Below are 14,734 nucleotides of genomic sequence, written 5' to 3'. Positions count from 1 at the left end.
GACCGGTCGACAGGCGGGTCATCGCCTGGCTGGTCATGGCAGCGGCCGAGTTCGAAGCGGCAGTGGCCTGAAGAGCATTCACGTTGGTGTTGATAACGGTCATGATGAAGTTCCCTGTGTTCCCGAAGTCGAGCGCCGCATGCTGCGAGGCGTTCACCGACTAAGACGACAAGGCGCGGAGTTCTTTAAGTCCTGAGGGTAAACGGGCCGGAAAGGCTAAGCGTCCGCCCGGAGATTCAGGGAAACGGAATGGGCGGCCCGGGCCCTTTTCAATGCGCTTTTGCACGCGGCCCAAATCTGAGGAATCAAGCGCGTTGACGGACCTGAAGCAGCATCGGCAGGCCGGTCACCGCCCGTTGTCGATGCGGCATCCCAGACCCGCGAGGCGCTGCCCCAGAAGGTGATTGCGCTGTGCTGCTTCCGGATCGGGAGCGGTCCTGTAATAGGTATTCATCGGCGCGAACCAGCGCTCGTCCGCCACGGCGACATGGGCGCCCTTGCCGCAGATCAGCGCCTCAACTTGCCGGCTCGTGAAGTTGCTGATCAGGCGCAGCGGACGGCGATCGAGCGCAGGAGGATTCTGCACCAGATCGAGCGCGAAAGGCGCCTCCAGCCCATCGACCATCACATAATCGGCCTGAACCCTGTCAAGGCGCGCGCTGACGGCGGCGGATGGCGCGTAAAAGCCATGGGCCATCCAGAGCTGGCATGGAACGATGAAGGCAAGCCCGGCCACCGTGGTCCATACCAGGGCGTTGCGCCAGTCCTTCTGCCGGTCCTCCAGCGAGATCCAGCCGTAAACCGCCAGCAGGATGCAATTGCCGATCAGCCCATGCAGATACCGATAGCCAAAGCCATGCCCCTGATAGGGCAAGATCACGGCCATGATCCCTGCCGTCAGGATGATGCCCAGGGTCAGCGCCCCGGCCAGACGATCCTTTTTCGCGATCTTCCAGCCCACGATCATCAAGGGCAGCAGCAACAGATGCTGCCATGCGAAAAAGCGCAGCAGATTGGCGACTGTGTCCTGACGGGCTGCGATATCCCGTCCGGCAAAGGTCTGCGACAGCCGCGTGTAGAAATCGACGCCGGCCGGGCTGGCCGCATGAAGGTCCGCCTGCACCAGATGCCACATCCTGCCCGGCCACAGCAGCCAGAACACCCCGCCCACAGCGTAGCCCGCCGCATAGAGCGCGGCGCGGACCCATTGCCGCTCCTGCAGCAGCAGAAACAGCAGGGGCGCGGCGAAAAGCGGATGCATCAGCGGCTGATGCAGGCCCATCGCCACGAACCCCACCACCAGAGCGGCAAGATCGGACCACAGGCGCCGGTTCAGGAACAGCCAGAGCCAGACCAGATTGCAGACCAGATGCGCGGGCATCGCATAAGCCGTCATGCCCAGCGTGAGGATCTGCCCTGACCCGATGTAGAGCAGCAAGGCGACAAGCGCGGCCTCCCGATTGGCCGGCCAGATGCGCCGCGCACAGGCCCACAGGGCGAGCAGGCCAAGCCCGGTCATCACCGCATTGGTAAGATAGGGTGTGGCGAAAAGGCTGAACAATGCCCGCAACGCCGCATTGAGGGGCAGATAGGAGGAAATCCAGCCGCCACGGCGGGTGGCCGGATACATGAACATGGTGTTGAGCACATCGGCATGATCGCGCCACATCGCCGGCAAGGGCTGGATCAAATGGCCCTTGGCGAAGACCGCGGCATCGAAGCTGGCCATCTGCTCATCGCGGCTCATGTCATAACCGGCCAGCACCCAATCGTGGCCAAGCAGGCAGACCGGCACCAGCGCGGCAGCGGCGATCCAAGGCCATGCCTTTCCTGCCCGCCAGGCGCTGTCGCGCTGCCGGACCACGCCGCCGACCACCACCACCACCCCCGTTTCAAGCAGCAGGAGCCAGCGATCCTGTCGATCGAGAAAAAACGCTGTCAGATTGGCCGTGGCGGGAAAAACAACATGCAGGGCGAACGCCACCAGCGTCAGGGCGGCCAGCACGGCGCAGGCAGGCCAAAGCCGGACCCTCGCCGCGCCCATGATCGGCAGCGAAGCCGGGAAAAAGCTGGAAGGCCCGGATTTGGGGATCATCGGCACGTCAATCTCGCGATGGCTGAGGCATGATGTTCTTCCGGGCATCATACCCTTCCTCCATCGCCGGAGGAGATCGCAAAATATGGTTAAGGCCTGCTTACCGGAGGCGATCCGGCAAACAGGCCCTACCTTTGTTTCCGTGCGTGATGCTTAGAAGTGGATCGCGCGACCGTAGGCCGACAGCGTCGCTTCATGCATCATTTCGGAGAGCGTCGGGTGCGCGAACACCGTCTGCATCAGCTCCTGCTCGGTGGTCTCCAGCTGCTTGCCGACGACATAGCCCTGGATCAACTCGGTCACTTCCGCGCCGATCATATGCGCGCCCAGCAGCTCGCCGGTCTTGGCGTCGAACACCGTCTTGATGAAACCCTCGGGCTCACCCAGAGCGATAGCCTTGCCATTGCCGATGAAGGGGAAGTTGCCGACCTTCACGGTGTAACCGGCTTCCTTGGCCTTGGCCTCGGTCATGCCGACGCTGGCGATCTGCGGGTGGCAATAGGTGCAACCGGGGATGTTGTTGCGGTCCAGACCGTGGGGATGGACCTCCTTGTTGCCCAGCTCCTGCGCGATGGCTTCGGCGGCGGTCACGCCCTCATGGCTGGCCTTGTGCGCCAGCCACGGACCGGGGGTCACGTCGCCGATCGCCCAGATGCCCTTGACGGCGGTGCGGCCATAATCGTCGATGGCGATGATGCCGCGCTCGGTCTTGATGCCGACCTCTTCCAGACCGATGTTCTCGGTGTTGGCGACAACGCCAACCGCCACGATCACATGGCTGAAGTCCTCTTCGGTGACCTTGCCGTCCTTGCCCTTGATCTTGGCCTTGATCCCGGTGGCGGTGGTGGTGATGCCATCCACGCCGGTGCCGGTCAGGATCGTCATGCCCTGCTTGGCCAGCGACTTCTCGAGATGCGCCGACACGTCCTTGTCCTCGACGGGGACGATGCGGTCCATCATCTCGACGACCGTGACCTTGGCGCCCAGATCGTTGTAGAAGCTGGCGAATTCGATGCCGATCGCGCCCGAGCCGATCACCAGCAGCTTCGAAGGCATTTCCTTCGGCGTCATGGCGTGGCGGTAGGTCCAGATCTTGTCACCATCGGCCTTGGCGAAGGGCAGATCGCGGGCACGCGCGCCGGTGGCGACGATGATGTGCTTGGCGGTCAAGGTCTCCTTGCCCTTCTCGCCGGTCACTTCCAGCGTGCCGGGCTTGATGATCTTGCCAACGCCCATGTGGACGGTGACCTTGTTCTTCTTCATCAGATGCGTGACGCCCTGATTGAGCTGCTTGGCCACGCCGCGCGAACGGGCAACCACAGCGGCCAGATCGGCGGTGACGCCGGTGGCCGAGAGGCCATAGGCCTTGGCATGCTGCATCTGGTGGAACACCTCGGCCGAGCGCAACAGCGCCTTGGTCGGGATGCAGCCCCAGTTGAGGCAGATGCCGCCCAGATTCTCGCGCTCGACAATGGCGGTCTTGAGGCCCAGCTGCGCCGCGCGGATCGCCGCGACATAGCCACCGGGGCCCGAACCCAGAACGATCACATCATACTGTTCAGCCACGAGATTATTTCTCCTGCGTAACGGGGCGCGGACGCCCGTCCTCATCCACGGCCACGAAGGTGAAGACCGCTTCGGTCACCTTCACGGCGTCAAGCTCATGGCGGTGGCGGCCCCAGGCCTCCACCGCGATTGTCATCGAAGTCCGCCCGACCTTGGTGATCTCGCCATAGACAGAGACTTCGTCACCGATCTTCACCGGTTGCAGAAACTGCATGCCATCCATGGCGATGGTCACCGCGCGGCCCCGCGAATGGCGCGAGGCGATAAAGCCCGCGCCATTGTCCATCAGGCTCATCAGCCAGCCGCCGAAGATGTCGCCATAGGCGTTGGCGTCACGCGGCATGGCCGTGACGCGGATCACCGGTTCGGAGGCGGGACGGGGAACGAGCGGTTCGATCATCGAGGGTCTTCCTGGCAAGGCGGCAGCGTCCAGAGCGCGTCCGCCGGGGGGTGATGCCCTTCCCGCGTCCGGTCCCTGTCACGCCGCCTCGCGGTCTTTTATCCTGCTCCCGGCCCGCAACTCCACAGCGCGAGCCGGAAGCCTTGGTCTTAAGCCAGCAGGCCCAGCGGGTTCTCGATCAGAACCTTCAGGGCCGCCATCAGCTTGGCGCCATCGGCGCCATCGATGGCGCGGTGATCGAAGCTGCCGGTGATGGTCATCGCCGTGGCGACGCCCAGCGTGCCGTCTTCCAGCACCCAGGGGCGCTTCTCGCCCGCGCCGATGGCCAGGATCATGGCCTGGGGCGGGTTGATGATCGCCTGGAAGTTCTTGATGCCCATCATGCCCATGTTCGACAGGCTGGCGGTGCCGCCGACATACTCGGTCGGGGCCAGCTTGCCTTCCTTGGCGCGCTTGGCGAGATCCGCCATTTCGGTGCTGATCTTGGCCAGGCCCTTGCCCGCGGCATCCTTGATGATCGGGGTGATCAGGCCATTGGGGATCGAGACCGCCACCGAAACATCGGCGCGGTTGTACTGGCGGATCGTGTCACCGGCGAAGGCGACATTGCACACCGGCACCTGCTCCAGAGCAACGCCCAGCGCCTTGATCAGGATGTCGTTGACCGACACCTTCACGCCGCGCTCGGCCAGCGAGGTGTTCAGCTCGCCACGCAGCTTGAGCAGCGCATCCAGACGCACGTCGAGCGACAGGTAGATATGCGGCACCTGCTGCTTCGACTCGGTCAGGCGGCGCGCGATGGTCTTGCGCATGCCCGAGAGCGGCTGATCCTCGAAGGGGATGCCGAAGTCCGGCAGGGCAGCGGGCGCGGCCGGCGTCGGCGCGGCCGGGGCAGCGGCGGCAGCCGGGGCCGAAGCAGCGGCGGCAGGCGCAGCGGCGCCGGGCTTGGCGCCCTCGACGTCGGCCTTGACGATGCGGCCATTCGGACCAGACCCTGCGACACCGGCCAGATCGACGCCCTTCTGGGCGGCAATGCGGCGGGCCAGCGGCGAGGCGACCACGCGGTCACCCGCAGCCTTGGCGACGGGAGCAGCAGCAGGCGTGGCAGCCGGGGCGGCGGCAGCCGGAGCAGCAGCGGGCTTTTCAGCGGCGGGCGCGGCGGCGGCGGCAGGCTTTTCAGCAGGCTTGGCGGAGGCATCTTCGCCCTCGCCGGCCAGCTGGGCGATCACGGTGCCGACCTTCACATCGTCGGTCCCTTCGGCGATGTCGATCGAGACGATCACGCCTTCATCGACAGCCTCGAATTCCATGGTGGCCTTGTCGGTCTCGATCTCGGCCATAATGTCGCCGGAGGAGACGGTGTCGCCAACCTTCACCAGCCACCGGGCCAGCTTGCCCTGCTCCATCGTGGGCGAGAGCGCGGGCATCTTGATCGCAATCGGCATGGGGCAATCAGTCCTCAATCCAAGGTGAAATGTCGTTCACGCGGGCTTCTGGCCAAAAGTATGAGCCTCGGCAAGGTGGCTTGCGTGAAATAGGTTTGTGGCGGATAGGTGATGGCGCAAAATGCGCGGTACGGAAACCGGGAAAAGAGGGGCCATGCGGATCTATCTCGTCATCATCGACGAAACCGAAGAGGCCCGCGTGGCCTTGCGTTTCGCGAGCAGGCGTGCCGCCAAGACCGGGGGCGGGGTGCATCTGCTCAGCGTGATCGAACCCGAACCCTTCGTCGCTTTCGGCGGCATTCAGGCCACCATCGAGCAGGAAGCGCGGGATCGTGCGGAAGTGCTGTTGACAAGCCTTGCGGGCGCCATCGTGGCCGAGGGCGGACGCATGCCCGAAATTTCCGTCCAGCAGGGCGAGGCGGTCAAGCTGGTGCGCGATTACCTGACCGCGCATACCGAGGTTGCCGCGCTGGTGCTGGGCGCCGCGCGCGACGGGGAACCGGGCCTGCTGGTGAGCCACTTCACCGGCCCGGGTCTGGGCAGCCTGCCCTGCCCGCTGATGATCATCCCCGGCAGCCTTGCCGAGGACGAGATCGACCGTTTGAGCTGAATCCCCCCACACCATCATCAGCGGCGTTTCCCCTGATGGCGGATGTTGGCGGGGCGGCCGCGCTGGCCCACCAGATGACTGCCGCGCTTCTTCAGCCCGACAGGCGCGGGGGCGCCGCGCTTCTCGATGCGGCCATCGCTGTCCTTGGGCTCGAACTTCAGCGCGCCGGTCAAGGGATTGGCCTCCGCCAGCCGCAGGGGCAGCCGGTCGCCGATGGCATAGGTGATGCCGCTCTGCTCGCCGCGCAGCACCTGGGCCTTTTCGTCGTGGAAGAATCTTTCGTCACCCAGCACCGATACGGGGACCAGTCCATCGCCGCCTAGTCCGACGATGGTCGCAAACAGGCCGAAGCGCTGCACGCCGGTGATGCGGCATTCGAAGATCTCGCCCACGCGGGTCGAGAGCCATGCGGCCACGTAACGGTCGATGGTTTCGCGCTCGGCCTCCATGGCGCGGCGCTCCGTGCGGGAGATGGCGTCGGTGATGCGGGCCATGTCCTGACGGTCGCGCGGGGCGAGGCCGGAATGCTCGGGGATGTCACCCTGCGGCGCGGGCTGCTCCAGCCCAAAGGCATCGACCAGCGAGCGGTGCACCAGCAGATCCGAATAGCGGCGGATCGGCGAGGTGAAATGCGCATAGCTGCCCAGCGCCAGACCGAAGTGCCCGGCGTTCTTGGGGCCATAATAGGCCTGGGTCTGGCTGCGCAGCACCGCCTGCATGATCAGCTCGCGCTCCACCTCATCCTCGATGCCTTTCAGCATGCGGTTGAACAGCGCGGGGGTGATGACCTGCCCCAGCGCCAGCTTGCGCTCGAAGGTGGCGAGGTAATCCTTGAGCGCCACAAGCTTTTCGCGGTTGGGCGGCTCGTGGATGCGATAGACCACGGGGGCGACCTTGCTTTCCAGCGCCTTGGCCGCCGCGACATTGGCCGCGATCATGAAATCCTCGACCACGCGGTGAGCATCGAGTCTTTCGCGCAGGGCGATCCCCGCGATGCGGCCCTTCTCATCGAGTTGCACGCGGCGTTCGGGCAGTTCGAGGTTGAGCGGATCGCGCTTGTTGCGGGCCGCTTCCAGCACCTTCCACGCCTCCCACAGATCGGTGAGGTGCTTTTCGGCACGGCCCTCGTCGATGCGGGCCTGCGCCTCCTCGTAAGCGATCACCTCGGCGATGCGGACGATGGCGCGGGTGAAGCGGAAGGCGGTCATCTTGCCTTCGGCGTCGAAGTTCATGTGGCAGGCCATGGCCGCACGCGGCGCCCCGGCTTTCAGCGAACAGACATCCGCCGAGAGCACCTCGGGCAGCATCGGCACCACGCGGTCGGGGAAATAGACCGAATTGCCGCGCTTGCGGGCTTCCTTGTCGATGGCGCTGCCGGGGCGGACGTAGAAGGAGACGTCCGCGATGGCCACCACCGTGCGCCAGCCGCCCTGCCCGTCAGGTTCGGCCCAGATGGCATCGTCATGATCGCGCGCGTCGCTGGGGTCGATGGCCACGATGGGCAGATGGGTGAGATCCTCGCGCTTGTCCGTGCTGAGGGGTTCGCGGGCGGAGACCTCGGCCTCCTGCAGCACATCCTGCGGGAAGATATGCGGGATGCCATGCTTGTGGATGGCGATCAGGCTGAAGGCGCGCGGCGCCAGCGGATCGCCCAGCACCACCGTCACCCGCATGCCCGCGCGCGGCGATTTGCTGACAGGTTCGGCCAGCACCAACTGGCCTTCCTCGGCCCCGCCCAGATCGGCGATGGGGGTGGCGTGGCGCTCGCGCTTGTCGATGGGGGCCAGCCAGCCCTTGCCCGCGCCGTCGATCTCGACAACGCCCATGGTCTGATCGGCCTGAGCGGGCAGCTTCTTCATGGGATGGGCCTGCCAGCCGCGCTCGGTCTCCTCGGTGCGGGCCAGCACGCGGTCGCCCGCGCGCAGCGGGCCGACGCCCTTGACCGCCGGACCGCGTTTGCCGCCGCCGCGCGGCTCGATGATGCGCAGGCGGGGCGCGGGGGTGTTGTCCTCCGGCTCCCAGGCGTCGGGCACGGCGACAGGTTCGCCATCCTCGATCTCGATCACGCGCAACACGGTGACCTTGGGCACACCGCCCATGCGGTGATAGGCGGTTCGCTTGCCGTCGATCAGCCCTTCCTCGGCCATGTCTTTCAGCAGCGCCTTGAGCTGGATCTTTTCCTGCCCCTGCAGGCCGAAATGCTTGGCGATCTCACGCTTGCCGACCTCTCCGGTGGAGGAGGCGATAAAGTCCAGCACCTGCTGGGCGTTGGGCATGCCCGGCGCGGGGCGCGGGGTAAAGTGAGCGTGAGACTTGAAGGGGCGTTTGGGCGGGCGCGGATTGTTCATCGCCCGTCTTTAGCCGGGGTGGCGGGGAAAGGCCAGTTGGTTGGGGTGGAGGGTTTGGCCGCCCGGATCAAGGCCTCTGTTCCGGTCCTCCGCATCGCTCTATGACACCTCCATGCAAAACGCTGAAACCAAGCCCGAAGGATAGGACAATGCGGCCGGCCCGAAGACAGGCGATATCGAGATTGGCTGGGAAAGCAGCTGGGATCTCGACGGGACAATTTACGCCCGTAGCCTCAGCCTGTCGTTGCAACCGCTGCCGTAACACGCGCAACTCGGGGAACCATCCAACAAAAAAGCGCGGAAAGGTTGCCCTTTTCCGCGCCTTTTCAATGCCTTGACCCTTACGAGATCAGACGCGCATCGGCATCAGCACATAGAGCGCCGGGCTCTTGTCGTCCTGACGGATCAGCGTGGGGGCGCCGGCATCGGCCAGATGCAGCTCCACCGTATCGCCCTCGATCTGGCCAAGGATGTCTTTCAGATAATTGGCGTTGAAGCCGATCTCGAAGCCTTCCGAACCGTAATCGGCGGGCAGCTCTTCCGCAGCCGTGCCGTTGTCCGGGCTGGTGACGGAAAGCGTCACGCGGTCCTTGTCCAGCGCCATCTTCACGGCGCGGGTCTTCTCGGTGGCGATGGTCGCCACGCGGTCCACGCCCTGCCAGAAGCTCTTGGGATCCAGACGCAGCAGCTTGTCGTTACCGGTCGGGATCACGCGGCTGTAATCGGGGAAGGTGCCGTCGATCAGCTTGCTGGTCAGCACCACGCCATTATCACCGCCCAGCGTGAAGCGGATCTTGCTGGCCGACAGGTCCACCAGCACCACCGCATCCAGCGCCTCTTCGAGCAGCTTGCGCAGCTCGGCCACGCACTTGCGCGGCACGATCACGTCCGGCATGCCATCCGAGCCCTCGGGCTTGGCGATGGTGAAGCGGGCCAGACGATGGCCGTCCGTCGCCGCCGCCTTCAGCTCTTCCTCGGTCACATGCAGGAAGATGCCGTTGAGGTAATAACGCGTCTCCTCGGTGGAGATCGCGAAACGCGTGCGGTCGATCAGCTGAGCCAGCGTCGCCGCCGGAAGCTCGAAGCTGGTGGGCAGATCGCCCTCGACGATCACCGGGAAGTCATCGCGCGGCAGCGTCGGCAGCTGGAAGCGGCTGCGGCCTGCCTTCACAACCATGCGGTTGTCGGCGGTCTGCAGGCTCACCTGGCTGCCATCGGGCAGCTTGCGGGCGATGTCGAACAGAAGATGGGCGGACACGGTGATGGCGCCCGGCGCCTCCACGCTGACGGCCTGCATATGCTCGACCACCTGCAGGTCAAGGTCGGTCGCCATGACGCGCAGCGTGCCGTCCTGCCCGGCCTCGATCAGCACGTTGGAGAGAATGGGGATCGTGTTGCGCCGCTCGACCACCGACTGCACATGGCTGAGGCAGCGCAGCAGCGTCGCGCGTTCGATGGTGGCTTTCATGCTCGATCCGATCCCGTGCCTGATACCCCTGGGTGTAGCTTCAACCCGCACAGGAACCCCAAGGCACCCCTGCGCGGCCATTTCGGACTATCTTCATTAGCGCGCCCTTGGCTTGCGGCAAGTGCGAAGCACGCGCCTGAACGCGATTCTGGGGATAATTCGATGGGTTTCGATTAGGCGGACGTGCCTAACAGGAGGTTAATGCCCTGGTGAAGGCTGTGGGTAAGTGGATTCAAGGGAGAAAAGGAAGATGCGAGGGTGTTACACCCTCGCGCTCCCATGACGTCTTCCGACGCAAGGGCAGTGGCGCACGAACGTTGCACCCTACCTATCCACCTGCGCGACCCAAGGCGCCGCAGGCCTCAAATTCCTGCCTACAGCGCCGCGACCTTAACCCAAGGCCGAACCCGAAGCGCTCACGCAGACATTAATGGGAGCGCGAGGGTGTAACACCCTCGCACTTTCCCTTCGTTCTTCAAATCAGGCGAACATCGCCATGCCGCCATTCACATGAATGGTCTGGCCGGTGACGTAACCCGCCTCCTTCGAGGCCAGGAACGCCACCGCGGCGCCGATGTCCTCGCCCTCGCCCATGTGGCCCATCGGGATGCGGCCGTTCAGCGCTTCCTTCTGCGCATCGGGCAGCACGTCCGTCATGGCGGTGCGGATGAAGCCAGGCGCCACGCAGTTCACGGTGACGTTGCGGCTCGCCAGTTCCTGCGCCAGCGACTTGCTCATGCCGACAAGGCCTGCCTTGGCTGCGGCATAGTTCACCTGACCGGGGTTGCCCGTCGCGCCCACCACGCTGGTCACCGAGACGATGCGGCCAAAGCGGGCCTTCATCATCGGCTTGGTCGCGGCGCGCATCAGGCGGAAGGCGGCTTCGAGGTTGATGCGGATCACCGCATCCCATTCCTCATCCTTCATCCGCATGGCGAGATTGTCGCGCGTAATGCCGGCGTTGTTGACCAGAATGTCCAGCTTGCCCAGAGCGGCCAGCGCCTCGGGCACCAGCTTCTCGACCGAAGCGGGGTCGGAAAGGTTGCAGGTGATGGCGACATGATCGCCACCCAGCTCGGCCTTGAAGGCCTCCAGCTTCTCGGCGTTGCTGCCCGACAGCACCAGACGCGCGCCCTGCCCGGCCAGAGCCTTGGCCACGCTGCTGCCGATACCGCCGCTGGCGCCCGTCACGAGCGCGGTCATTCCTTCAAGCGAAAACATCATGCGATCTCCTTCAGCAGCGCCTCGATATCGGCCATGGAGATGACGCTGGTCACCTTCACATCCGTCACGCTGCGCGAAATCATGGGGCCAAGCACCTTGCCGCCCAGTTCGACGAACTCTTCCACGCCCGCCGCCTTCATGGCGATGATGCTCTCGCGCCAGCGCACGCGGCCCGTCACCTGCTCGACGAGCAGGGCCTGCACGGTGGCGGGATCGGTCACGACATCGGCGGTGACATTGGCGAACAGCGGCACCGAAAGCGCGCCCGGCGAAACCTTGGCCAGCGCCTCGGCCATGGCATCGGCGGCAGGCTGCATCAGCGGGCAGTGGAAGGGCGCGGAGACCGGCAGCGCCACGCCGCGCTTGATCCCATGCTCCTTGACCAGAGCGATGGCCCGCTCGATCGCGCCTTTGTGTCCCGAAAGCACGACCTGACCCGGATCATTGTCGTTCGCGACGGTGCAGACCTCGCCCTCGGCAGCGGCGGCGGCCAGAGCTGTCGCCTTGTCGATATCAGCGCCCAGCAGAGCCGCCATCGCGCCCACGCCGACGGGCACTGCCGCCTGCATCGACTGCCCGCGCAGCTTGAGCAGACGCGCCGTATCGGCCAGACTGAAAGCGCCCGCCGCACACAGCGCGGTGTATTCGCCCAGCGAGTGGCCGGCCACGAAATCAGCCTTGTCGGACAGGCGGAAACCACCTTCCTTTTCCAGCACGCGCAGCGTGGCGATGGCGTTGGCCATGATCGCGGGCTGGGCGTTCTCGGTCAGGGTCAGCTGGTCCTCGGGGCCCTGCGCCATGATCTCCCACAGCTTCTGGCCCAGCGCCTCGTCAACCTCCTCGAACACCTCGCGGGCGATGGGGCTGGCCGCCGCCAGATCGACACCCATGCCGACCTTCTGGCTGCCCTGCCCCGGAAAAACAAATGCACGCATTTCGCATATCCCTTGAAATCTGGCGCCGCGAGTTATTGCGGTTGAGGGTTTGGTGCAAGGGGGAGCAGGTTTTGAAGGGGTGAAAGGAAGGAAATGCGAGGGCCATCGCCCTCGCGCTCCCGTTAATGTCTTCGTGGCGCTTCAGCTTCGGCCATGGAGTGAGGTTGCAGCGCCGCAGGCTTTAAAGCCGCTGCGCGGCGGGGAGTTGCTACCCGAGGTTGCGGTTTGCACGCCCTGTCGCCGGGAGACGTAACGGGGGTGCAGGGGGCGATGGCCCCCTGCTGTCAACTTCCTGCCTGCTTCCCGAAAGGCACAATCCTGTTCGCTGGATCATGCCCGATATCAGCCTCCCCCAGAAACGGGATGGAGTGCCGGTGACACCAGTCCTGAGCGATCTGCAAAGGCGTCGCCCCGAAATCGCGGTCGTTTTCCGGCACGGCAGAGACCCGGCCCAGACGCAGCCCCGCGATCCCGCCCAGATGCGCCGTGGCGTGGAAAAACAGGCGGTCGACGGCGTAGAGATGCTCGCTGACCTCCTCCACCATCACCACATGGTTCGCCAGACCCGGCATCAGCGGCGTGCCCGCCAGCATCGCCAGCGTGGTGAGGTTCAGCGCGACGACAGGGTGCTTTTCCTCGGCAAGGCTGGATTCCAGACCATCCGTGGCGCCGGTCAGCCAGCCGAGAGCGCGGCGCAGGGCCTCATCACCTCCCGAGCGGCGGCCATCGCCAATCATCGGGCCATGCGTGGGGCGACCGATCTTCTCGCGATAGAGCCCGGCCAACAGATAGCCCAGATCCGAATAGCCGAGGTAAGCCTTGTGCCGCGCCGCCAGCGAGAGCTGCCCCAGCGCCTCCCCCGCGATGCGGTTCGAGCCATAGCCGCCGCGCGCGAACCACACGGCATCGAAGGCGGGATCGTTGGCGCAATCCAGAAAAGCCGCGAGGCGCACCGCATCCGGCCCGGCGAAATGGCCGTCCACCGCAAAGCATTGCGGGTGGAAATGCAGTTCGGCGTCGGGAAACGCGGCGGCGACGGCCTGAGCGCGCGCCACATCCTCGGGCGTGATCGGCGTGGCGGGGGCGCAGATGGCGATGCGTGTGGGCATGGCGGAGGGATAGCGCTTGAGGGCCGGGAAAGGCAACGCTCTTGCCCTTTGCCGCGCCGCCGCATAGGCGTTTCGCGCATGACCGAGAACAGCACGCTCACCTCTCACCCATGGTTTTTCTGCGGCATCGGCGGATCGGGCATGCTGCCTCTGGCGCTGATCCTGCGTGGGCTAGGCGCTGATGTGGCCGGTTCGGACCGGGGCCGCGATCAGGGGCGCACGCCGGAGAAATTCAGCTGGCTGGAGAGCCTGGGCTTCACGCTGTTCCCGCAGGACGGCAGTGGCATCACCGGGGCCGAGCAGGTGCTGGTCGCCTCCGCCGCCGTGGAGGACACCGTGCCCGAAATGGTGCGCGCCAAGGAACTCGGCTGCCCGCGCATGAGCCGGGCGCAATTGCTGTCGGAACTGTTCAACGCCGCGCCACAACGCATCGCGGTGGGCGGCACCAGCGGCAAGAGCACCGTGACCGGCATGATCGGCTGGATCATGACCGCCACAGGCCGCGACCCCACGATCATGAATGGCGCGGTGATGAAGAACTTCCGCGCCCCCGATGCGCCTTTCGCCAGCGCGCGGGTGGGATCGGGCGGGTTCTTTGTCTCGGAAGTGGATGAGAGCGATGGGTCCATCGCGCTTTACAACCCTGTTGTGGCGGTGCTGAACAACGTCAGTCTGGATCACAAGAGTCTGGAAGAATTGCGCGCATTGTTTGGTGATTTTCTGGCGCGCGCGCAGATCGCCGTGATCAATCTTGACGATGGCGAAAGCGCGGGGCTCATGCACCGCGCGCAAAAAGCGATCACCTTCGGATTGCGGACTTATGAAGAGCATGACGATCAGGACGAAGCGGATATCGGCGTCACGCCGGGCAGCATTGTCGAAGGGCCGACCTCCATCGCCGCGCAGATTGTCGATCGCCGTAAGGGCCGCGACTATGCACTGACCCTCAAGGTGCCCGGGCGCCACAATCTGGCCAATGCCCTTGCCGCCATCGCCGCAGCCGATGCAGCGGGCGTGCAGGTGGCCCAGGCCGTGGCCGCGCTAAGCAGTTTCGAGGGCCTCGCCCGGCGCTTCGACATCGTGGGCACCTCGCCCTCTGGCATCACCGTGATCGACGATTTCGGCCATAACCCCGACAAGGTCTCGGCCACGCTCAAGACGCTCAAGAGCCATCCGGGCCGCGTGATCGCCTTCTTTCAGCCCCACGGCTATGGCCCCCTGCGCCAGATGGGCGCGGAACTGGCGCAGGTCTTCGCCGATCTGCTCGATCCCGAAGACCAGGTCTTCCTTTGTGATCCGGTCTATTTCGGCGGCACGGTGGACCGTTCGGAAGGCTCCGAACGCATCATCCGCCTCATTGCCGAGGGCAGCACTTCCGCGCCTTACGCCCAGTATGTCCCGACTCGCGATACCTGCGGTGAGGCCATGTCCGCCCTCGCCCAGCCCGGAGATCGAATCGTGGTGATGGGCGCGCGGGACGATACGCTCAGCTTGTTTGCTGCCGATCTGTTGAAGGGGTTGAAGTAGGAGAATG

The 14,734-nt window shown here is 65.2% G+C and carries 11 protein-coding genes; 2 read left to right on the top strand and 9 right to left on the bottom strand.

Features of this window, described 5'->3' with window-relative positions; translation table 11 throughout:
- Positions 1–346: 346 nt before the first annotated feature.
- The 4 genes from SR3_RS28550 to SR3_RS28535 all read right to left on the bottom strand — a co-directional run bounded on the left by SR3_RS28550 (position 347) and on the right by SR3_RS28535 (position 5,506).
- On the bottom strand, positions 347–2,143 hold the full coding sequence (locus SR3_RS28550; RefSeq protein WP_169805735.1) for a hypothetical protein: 1,797 nt from the start codon (positions 2,141–2,143) through the stop codon (positions 347–349).
- Positions 2,144–2,248: 105 nt separating this feature from the next.
- Positions 2,249–3,661, bottom strand: a complete 1,413-nt coding sequence (lpdA, locus tag SR3_RS28545) for a dihydrolipoyl dehydrogenase (protein WP_068094220.1) — start codon at positions 3,659–3,661, stop codon at positions 2,249–2,251.
- Between the two features lie 4 nt (positions 3,662–3,665).
- Entirely contained in the window at positions 3,666–4,061 is a 396-nt protein-coding gene (locus SR3_RS28540) for an acyl-CoA thioesterase (RefSeq protein ID WP_068094217.1), read from the bottom strand.
- Positions 4,062–4,210: 149 nt separating this feature from the next.
- On the bottom strand, positions 4,211–5,506 hold the full coding sequence (locus SR3_RS28535; protein WP_068094213.1) for a pyruvate dehydrogenase complex dihydrolipoamide acetyltransferase: 1,296 nt from the start codon (positions 5,504–5,506) through the stop codon (positions 4,211–4,213).
- Positions 5,507–5,660: 154 nt separating this feature from the next.
- On the opposite strand from SR3_RS28535, the gene SR3_RS28530 reads away from it, so the two are divergent.
- Positions 5,661–6,116, top strand: coding sequence for a universal stress protein (locus tag SR3_RS28530; protein WP_068094208.1), 456 nt, complete (start codon positions 5,661–5,663; stop codon positions 6,114–6,116).
- Between the two features lie 17 nt (positions 6,117–6,133).
- On the opposite strand, the gene SR3_RS28525 is transcribed toward SR3_RS28530, so the two are convergent.
- The 5 genes from SR3_RS28525 to SR3_RS28505 all read right to left on the bottom strand — a co-directional run bounded on the left by SR3_RS28525 (position 6,134) and on the right by SR3_RS28505 (position 13,200).
- A complete protein-coding gene (locus tag SR3_RS28525; RefSeq protein ID WP_084456026.1) occupies positions 6,134–8,392 on the bottom strand; it encodes a ribonuclease R family protein in 2,259 nt (752 codons plus the stop codon).
- 421 nt (positions 8,393–8,813) lie between these two features.
- Positions 8,814–9,932: a DNA polymerase III subunit beta gene (gene dnaN / locus SR3_RS28520; protein ID WP_068094205.1), complete on the bottom strand. Its 1,119-nt coding sequence runs from the start codon at positions 9,930–9,932 to the stop codon at positions 8,814–8,816.
- A gap of 480 nt (positions 9,933–10,412) precedes the next feature.
- Complete coding sequence (gene fabG, locus SR3_RS28515; protein ID WP_068094233.1) at positions 10,413–11,153, bottom strand: 3-oxoacyl-[acyl-carrier-protein] reductase; 741 nt, start codon at positions 11,151–11,153, stop codon at positions 10,413–10,415.
- On the bottom strand, positions 11,153–12,091 hold the full coding sequence (gene fabD, locus SR3_RS28510) for an ACP S-malonyltransferase (protein ID WP_068094202.1): 939 nt from the start codon (positions 12,089–12,091) through the stop codon (positions 11,153–11,155). The genes fabG and fabD overlap by 1 nt, the downstream gene beginning before the upstream one ends.
- A gap of 284 nt (positions 12,092–12,375) precedes the next feature.
- The gene (locus tag SR3_RS28505) at positions 12,376–13,200 is read right to left on the bottom strand and encodes an LD-carboxypeptidase (RefSeq protein ID WP_068094231.1); all 825 of its coding nucleotides are present in this window, start codon (positions 13,198–13,200) and stop codon (positions 12,376–12,378) included.
- A 78-nt stretch (positions 13,201–13,278) separates the two neighbouring features.
- Between SR3_RS28505 and SR3_RS28500 the strand changes: the two genes are divergently transcribed.
- Entirely contained in the window at positions 13,279–14,727 is a 1,449-nt protein-coding gene (locus SR3_RS28500; RefSeq protein WP_068094199.1) for a glutamate ligase domain-containing protein, read from the top strand.
- Positions 14,728–14,734 lie beyond the last annotated feature (7 nt).

The sequence above is a fragment of the Novosphingobium rosa NBRC 15208 genome, assembly GCF_001598555.1.
Classification (GTDB): domain Bacteria; phylum Pseudomonadota; class Alphaproteobacteria; order Sphingomonadales; family Sphingomonadaceae; genus Novosphingobium; species Novosphingobium rosa.
This window is presented reverse-complemented; position numbering and strand designations above follow the sequence as displayed.